A 7,071-nucleotide genomic window follows, 5' to 3' on the forward strand; every position below is an offset into this window, starting at 1 on the left:
CACACGCCCCGCCTGGTAACCCACCGGGCGGGGCGTGTGAGGCGGTGAGTGCCAGGGGCGGCAAGTGTCAGGGGCAGCGAGTGCCGGAGACAGTGGGCGTCAGAGGCGGCAAGGGTCAGAGGCCGCGAGTGTCAGAGGCCGCGAGCGTCAGGGCGGTGGGGTGCCAGGCAGCGGGGGTTCCGGTGGCCGGGGGCTCAGGCGACGCGCTTGAGCACCACGGTCGAGCCCTCCATGCCCACCAGGTCGTACCGGGCCCCCGGATGCATCCGGTCCGCCTCGGCCACGAGGTCCTTGACGGGCCTGCCACCGTCGGCGCGCTCGGCTATGTAGGCGGGCGTTATCCCTCGGGTGTCCCCCCACCAGAAGACGCGGCAACGACTGGTCAGCCGGCTTATGGCGGCTACGTCCGACGCCTCGACCGTGGCGTCGTCCGGTATGCGTGCCAGCAACCGCTCGGTGGCCTTGACGCTCGCGGGTATCTCGTAGGTGGCGGGCTCGGTCAGGCTGTAGAGGGGGAGGGAGACGCTGAACGCCAGGGCGGCGCCGGCCACGGCGGCGGGGAGCTGGCGGGCGTACCGGCGCAGCCAGGCCCGCGGGCTGCGGTGCGCGGTGGCGAGGGCGTCGGTCAGCGCGATGAGGACGACGGGCATCAGGACGGCGTTGTAGTGCCAGTCCGTTCCCCAGTAGTGGTCGTCGTGGGAGACGAACCGCCAGGCGAGCGTCGGCAGGGCGACGACCGCGACCGGTGACCGGAGGGCCAGCAGGCCGGTGGTCGGCAGCAGTATCCACAGCAGGGTACGGACTGCCGTCAGCGGCGGGATGGTGGCGGCGGAACCACTGTCGATCTTGTTCCAGTAGCCATAGGTGCCGGTGTTGTTGAAGGACGGGATCGCGACGCCGAGGGCCAGGGCGCTGGCGGCGAGGCCGAAGACGACGAGGATGCCGCCGACCGTCGTCGCCGTGGTGTCGCGCCGGGCTCCGTCCGGGCCGTGGCGCCGGTCCCGGCGTTCCAGCAGGAGGATCGCCGCGCCGATCGCGGCGACCGTGACCCCCAGGTCCTCCTTCACCAGGACCAGGGGCAGGGCCCACCACAGGGCCGTGCGCCACCGCCGGCCGACCGCGGCCTCAAGGGAGAACGCCAGGAGCGGCATGGCGAAGGCGATCTCGTGGAAGTCGAAGTCGACCGCGCGCTGTATGCCCCAGGAGAAGCCGTAGGCGATGCCTATCGCCAGCCCGCGGGCCCGGCCCAGCTTTCCGGCGGCGAGCCGGACGACGGGGACGGCGGACACCGCGAAGAGCGCGGCCTGGACGAGGAGCAGGGTGACGGGGCCGGGGAAGAGCCGGTAGAAGGGGGCGACCAGGGCGGTGATCGGACTGAAGTGGTCGCCGAGGATGTTGGCGCCGGGGCCCTTCAGGTCGGCGACGGGCGCCTGGAGATGGGCGTAGGTCCGGATGGCCTGCTCGAATATGCCGAGGTCCCAGGAGAGGGTCAGCATCCGGCGGTGCCGGGTCACCGAGAGGGTGGCGTAGAGGAGGAACAGCACCCCGGCCATCCAGTAGGGGTCGAGCCGCGGTGCCCGCAGGCTGCTGGTCCACGCCCGGTCCCCGGCCGGGGCGGCGGCCGTTTCGGGGCCCGGCGCCGAGACGGCGGCTGCGGCCGAGTCCATGGGTCCTCTCCTCCTGCTGGCTTTCCGTTGGGGGGCGACTGTCGAAGATACGCGGAACCGCCGGAGGCCGTGGCGGGCCGGGTCGTCGCCCGGTGCCGGGTCAGCCGGTCTTCTTCCAGTCGGCGCAGCCGCTGGTCTTGAAGTAGGCGTCCTGCGCGGTGATCGTCACGATGCCGTTGCCGGTGACGTTCTCGTTGGCCGCGATCGAGTCCACGCCGTGCAGCGCGTCCTTGGCGCGCTCCCAGTAGCAGTTGCCGTCCGCCTTGTTCCCGGCGGACCGGTAGGTGCCCGGGGATATGTCGACCCCCACCCGGTACATACCGTCGCCGGACACCGATGTCGCCTTCGGTGCGCCGCTCGCCTTGGCGGGTACGCGCTCCCAGCCCTTGCAGCCCTGGGATTTGAAGACCTTGTCGCTCGCCTTGATCGTCACGTAGCTGGAGCCGGTGACGTTGTCGTTGGCGATGATCGAGTCGGGGTCTCCCTTGGAGTCCTTGGCGCGCTCCCAGTAGCAGTTGCCGGACGACTTGTTGCCGACGCTCCGGTAGGTGCCGGCCTTGACGTCGGCGCCGACCTGGAACGTCCCGCTGCCGGGGATGTCGGCCTTCTTTCTCTCCTTCCCGGAGCCCGAGCCCTTGCCCGCGGCGCTTCCTTCCCCCGCCGTCACGACCTTGCCGGAGGCGTCGTCGCCGTCGCCACCGCCTGAGAACGCGGCGCCCGCGCCCACGATGACGACGAGGGCGCCGGCCGCGGTGAGCACCTTGTGCCGGGCGAACCAGTTCCGCTGCTTCTGCTGGGCGTGCTGATACATGGCGAACACCTTTCGGCGCGAGTTCCGTGAACCGATGTGGCAATCACAGCAGATGCTGTTAACCGAGTCAACGACGTTCACAGGATCGAGTGACTTCACGGCTGTGAAGGGATTGGTCCACAAGGCAGGGGTATGCTCGGCACCACATCGACGTGCGGCAGGCAGCGAGGAGGAGGGGAGTCAGGTGTCGGAGAGCGCGGTGGAGGTGACCGCGGCCGGGATCGCCCGGCTGGCCGGAGTAGGACGTGCGGCGGTCAGTAACTGGCGCCGTCGCCATGCGGACTTTCCCCAGCCCATAGGGGGTACGGAGACCAGCCCGACCTTCTACCTCACCGATGTCGAGCGGTGGCTGATGCGCCAGGGCAAGATCGAGGAGGTGCCGCTGCGGGAGCGGGTCTGGCAGCAGCTCGTCGGGCATCCGGCCGGCGCCGTCACCGCCCTCCGCTACGCCGGCTCCGTCCTGCTCCTGGTCAAGGACCGGCCCATGGACTGGCTGGAGCTGGCGGGGCTGCCCGATGCCGAGCTCGCGGATGCGCTTCCCACCGCCCTCGAGTCGGCTCTGGCCGCCCGGCTCGGCGAGCACCACGCCGTCACCATCCCCGGCCCGGCCGAGCTCGCCGTCTCCTCCGGTCTGCTGCGCGGCACCGCCGACCTCGCCACGGTGCGGGGCGCCGGCCCGGCGTACGAGTTCCTGCTCGGCCGCCACCTCGACGCCAACCCCCGGCAGTACTCCCTCACGCCGCCCGGCGTCGCCGAGCTCATGGCCTCCTTGGGTCACGGGCCCAAGGGCGACCGACGGGATCGCACGGTCCTCGACCCCGCCTGCGGCACCGGCGGGCTGCTCAGCGCGGCCGGCTCGGCGGCCCCGGCCGAGCGGCTCTCCGTCCTGGGCCAGGAGGCCGATCCCGACCTCGCAGCGCTCACCGCCCTGCGCCTGGCCCTGCACTCCGATGCCCAGGTGCGGGTACGCCCGGGCGACAGCCTGCGCGCGGACGCCTTCACCGACCTGGCCGTCGACGTCGTGCTGTGCCACCCGCCGTTCAACGAACGCAACTGGGGCCACGACGAGCTGGCCTACGACCCGCGCTGGGAGTACGGGTTCCCGGCCCGCACCGAGTCGGAGCTCGCCTGGGTGCAGCACGCTCTGGCCCGTCTGCGCGAAGGCGGCACCGCCGTCCTGCTGATGCCGCCGGCTGTGGCCTCCCGCCGGTCCGGCCGCCGCATCCGCGCCGACCTGCTCCGCCGCGGCGCGCTGCGGGCCGTGATCTCCCTGCCGGCCGGCGCCGCCCCGCCGTACGGCATCCCGCTGCACCTGTGGGTGCTGCGCCGGCCGGGCGGTCAGCAGCCGCCGGCTCCGCAGGTACTGCTCGTCGATACCGCCGACCTCGCCCCCGCCGGCCGCGACAAGCTCCCCTGGCAGGCCGTCAGCACCGCCGTACTGGAGGCATGGCAGGCCTTCGACCGGTCCGGCACGGTGGAAGAGAAACCGGGGCAGCACCGCTCGCTGCCGGTGATCGACCTGCTGGACGACGACGTGGACCTGGCCCCGGCCCGCCACCTCCCGCCCCTCGCGTCGGCCGGCGGGGTGGCCGACCTCGCGGACGTCCAGGACCGGCTCACCGTGGCCCTGGACCGGGCCGCCGAACTCGCCCCCGGTGTACCGGAGGAGAGCTCGGGCGCCCGTTGGCCGACCACCACCGTGGGGGAGCTCGCGCGAGCCGGCGCCCTGGTCCTCCGGGCCGGCGGCCCCGGCGCCGCCTCCGGGCCGGACGCGCCCCCCGTGCTCACGGACTTCGACGTCAAGGCGGGCGCCGCCCCCTCCGGCGCACTGCCGGAAGGCCCGGCCGAGGACCCGGTGCTGGTCGAGACGGACGATGTCGTGGTGCCGGTGCTCGGTGACGTCACGGTGGCCCGCGTCGTCGACGCGGCCACCGCCGGAGCGGCCCTCGGCCGGGGGCTCTTCCTCCTCCGGCCCGATCCGGCGGCCCTCGACCCCTGGTTCCTCGCAGGGTTCCTGCGCGGTACCGCCAACCAGCGCCAGGCGAGCAGTTACGCGTCCACGGCGACCCGGCTCGACGTACGCAGGCTTCAGGTGCCGAGGCTGCCCCTCGCCGAACAGCGCCGCTACGGCGCCCGGTTCCGCGCCCTGGCCGCTTTCGAAGAAGCGCTGCGGCTCACCGAACGGTTGGGGGAGCAATTGGTGCAAGGGCTGTACGACGGACTGACGGATGGCACGGTGCGACCGGACTGAGGAGACGGCGCGGCCGGGCCGAGGGGGTGACCTGACGGATCGGGGCGGTGTGATCGTGGTCTGCCGGGCGGCCCTCCGCCGTCTGATCCGGACAACCCTGGCGACCGCTCGGGGGTCGATGGATAGGCTCTGTCACATCCCGTACCCCAGGAGCAGTGATGAATGGCCCCGGCCCGGCACAGCGGCAGCCCCACCGTCCTGGTGGTGCGATGGTCGTCACCATCCGCGTGGTCATCGTCGCCATCACCGTCTGCACGGCGTTCCTGCTGAGCTGGATACCCATGCTGCGGGTGGCCATCGTCCGCCGGAGGGCCCGGGACTGGGCGCTGTTCTGGGTGGTGTTGGTGGCCTCCGTGGCGTGGATCATCATGCTGGGGGACCGCTATGCCAAGACGGTCTGGAACACCGTGGGGGTGAGCTGCGCGGTCGGCACCGGGCTGCTCACCACCGCCTACTACCTCTGGTCTGACATCCGTCACCACCGGTCCGTTGCCGCCCGGTGGGAAGAGTCGCGGGCCGGAATCGTCCCGGGCGCGTTCCCGCAGGCCGCCTTCCCCGGTCCCTACGCCCCGGATCATCCTGGCGGGCGGCCGACGGGCGGTCATCAGCCGCCGCCGTACTACGGCCGGTACGACCGGAGCGGGCCCGTCGTCGGGCAGCCTGGCCCGGGGCAGCCCGGATTCGGGCCGACGGGGCAGGGGCAGCCGGGGTATGGGCACCTGACGGCTGGTCAGCAGCCGGCGGGTTATCCCTTGCAGCCCTCCTCGGTGGTTCCCCCGGGTGGTGCCGTGGCGCCCGGACAGCCGTCAGTAGGTGCCATGCCCCCGGGCCCCTCGATGCCCGGCGCCGGCACGGAGCGCCCCTACCGGCCGCGGCACGCGCGTCCGGCGCTCTCGGAGGAACCCACGATGGATGCTTCCGGTGGCCCGCCATATGTGACGCCACGTCAGGGCACGCCGCCGTTCGCCGGTCGGCCGCCGGCCGCGGGGCAGGCGCCGGCCTATGGGTATCCGCATCCGGAGGCCCCGCAGGGCGCCGTCCCGTCACACGCGCGGTATCCGGACGACCAGGGCCGCCCGCACGTCCCGCATCAGCCGTCCCCGCATCAGTCGTCCTCGTACCAGCCGTCCACACACCCACAGGCGCCGCACCCGCACACCCCGCATCAGCGGCCGCCGGCCGCCGCTGAGGGGGCGCGTCGGCCGCAGCGGATTCACGAGGTCAGGGCGGAGTTGGACGAACTGAGCGACCTCCTCCGTAGGGGTCCGGGGCACCAAGGGGAGCGGGAAGAGTGAACGGGCGCGTCATCGCCGACCGGTACGAGCTGGCCACCGTCATCGGCCAAGGCGGTATGGGCCAGGTGTGGACCGGCTACGACCGGCGGCTGGACCGCCGCGTGGCCGTGAAGCTGCTGCGCCCCGACCGGATGGCCGGTACCGACGGCGGGGACGAGCTCCGGCGCCGCTTCGTCCGCGAGTGCCGCGTCACCGCGCAGGTGGACCACCCCGGCCTCGTCACGGTGCACGACGCCGGCAGCGACGGCGACGATCTCTACCTCGTCATGCAGTACGTCGAGGGCGCCGACCTCGCCGACCACCTGGCCGAACACGAGCCTTACCCTTGGCCGTGGGCCGTCTCGGTGGCAGCGCAGCTCTGTTCGGTGCTCGCGGCGGTGCACGCCGTGCCGATCATCCACCGCGACCTCAAGCCGCGGAACGTGATGATCCGCCCGGACGGTTCCGTGCTCGTCCTGGATCTCGGTGTGGCCTCCGTCATGGATGCCGACACCACCCGCCTCACCCGTACCGGTTCGCCCATCGGCAGCCCTGCCTACATGGCGCCCGAACAGGCTATGGGCGGCGCCGTCGGCCCGTACACCGACCTCTACGCACTCGGCGTGCTGCTGCACGAACTGCTCAGCGGAGAGGTTCCGTTCGCGGGGTCGACGGCACTCGGAGTGCTGCACCGGCACCTCTACGAACCGCCCGTCCCCGTCCGCCGGATCCGGCCCGAGACGCCCGCGGCGCTGGAGGAGTTGGTGCTGCGGCTGCTCGCCAAGGACCCGCAGGACCGTCCCGACGACGCGCAGGAGGTCTACCGGACGCTCGCCCCGCTGCTCCCCACGCCGGGCCGGGCGACGGACGGTCCCTACGCCGGAGCGTTCGCCGAAACACCGAGGCTCTCGGGTGCGGCCATGGGCCCGATGAATCCCACGCGCCCCTTCCTGCTGCCGCATGCCCCCTGGCCCGAACGGTCCACGACCGTTCCCGCCCCGGCCGGAGTGGCGGCCCTCGCCGGAGCCCACGGCCCCACCGGAGCGCACAGCCCCGCCGGGGCTCCCG

5 protein-coding genes are annotated in these 7,071 nt (G+C 72.8%); 3 read left to right on the forward strand and 2 right to left on the reverse strand.

From position 1 onward, the window contains the following. Nucleotides 1-194 precede the first annotated feature (194 nt). A complete protein-coding gene (locus ACSNOK_RS28805) occupies nt 195-1,667 on the reverse strand; it encodes a DUF2079 domain-containing protein (RefSeq protein ID WP_436783726.1) in 1,473 nt (490 codons plus the stop codon). A 100-nt stretch (nt 1,668-1,767) separates the two neighbouring features. Beyond that, entirely contained in the window at nt 1,768-2,478 is a 711-nt protein-coding gene (locus tag ACSNOK_RS28810; protein ID WP_436783727.1) for a hypothetical protein, read from the reverse strand. 184 nt (nt 2,479-2,662) lie between these two features. On the opposite strand from ACSNOK_RS28810, the gene ACSNOK_RS28815 reads away from it, so the two are divergent. From ACSNOK_RS28815 to ACSNOK_RS28825, 3 genes are all read left to right on the forward strand, one after another. Beyond that, nucleotides 2,663-4,729: an N-6 DNA methylase gene (locus ACSNOK_RS28815; RefSeq protein WP_436783728.1), complete on the forward strand. Its 2,067-nt coding sequence runs from the start codon at nt 2,663-2,665 to the stop codon at nt 4,727-4,729. Between the two features lie 158 nt (nt 4,730-4,887). Beyond that, nucleotides 4,888-6,024 (forward strand): hypothetical protein, encoded by a 1,137-nt coding sequence (locus ACSNOK_RS28820; RefSeq protein ID WP_436783729.1) that lies wholly within the window; start codon nt 4,888-4,890, stop codon nt 6,022-6,024. Next, nucleotides 6,021-7,071, forward strand: a 1,051-nt coding sequence (locus ACSNOK_RS28825; protein ID WP_436783730.1) for a serine/threonine-protein kinase, incomplete at its 3' end; no start/stop codon positions are given. The genes ACSNOK_RS28820 and ACSNOK_RS28825, both read left to right, overlap by 4 nt.

Origin of the sequence: Streptomyces sp. URMC 126, assembly GCF_051386555.1 — a bacterium.
Classification (GTDB): domain Bacteria; phylum Actinomycetota; class Actinomycetes; order Streptomycetales; family Streptomycetaceae; genus Streptomyces.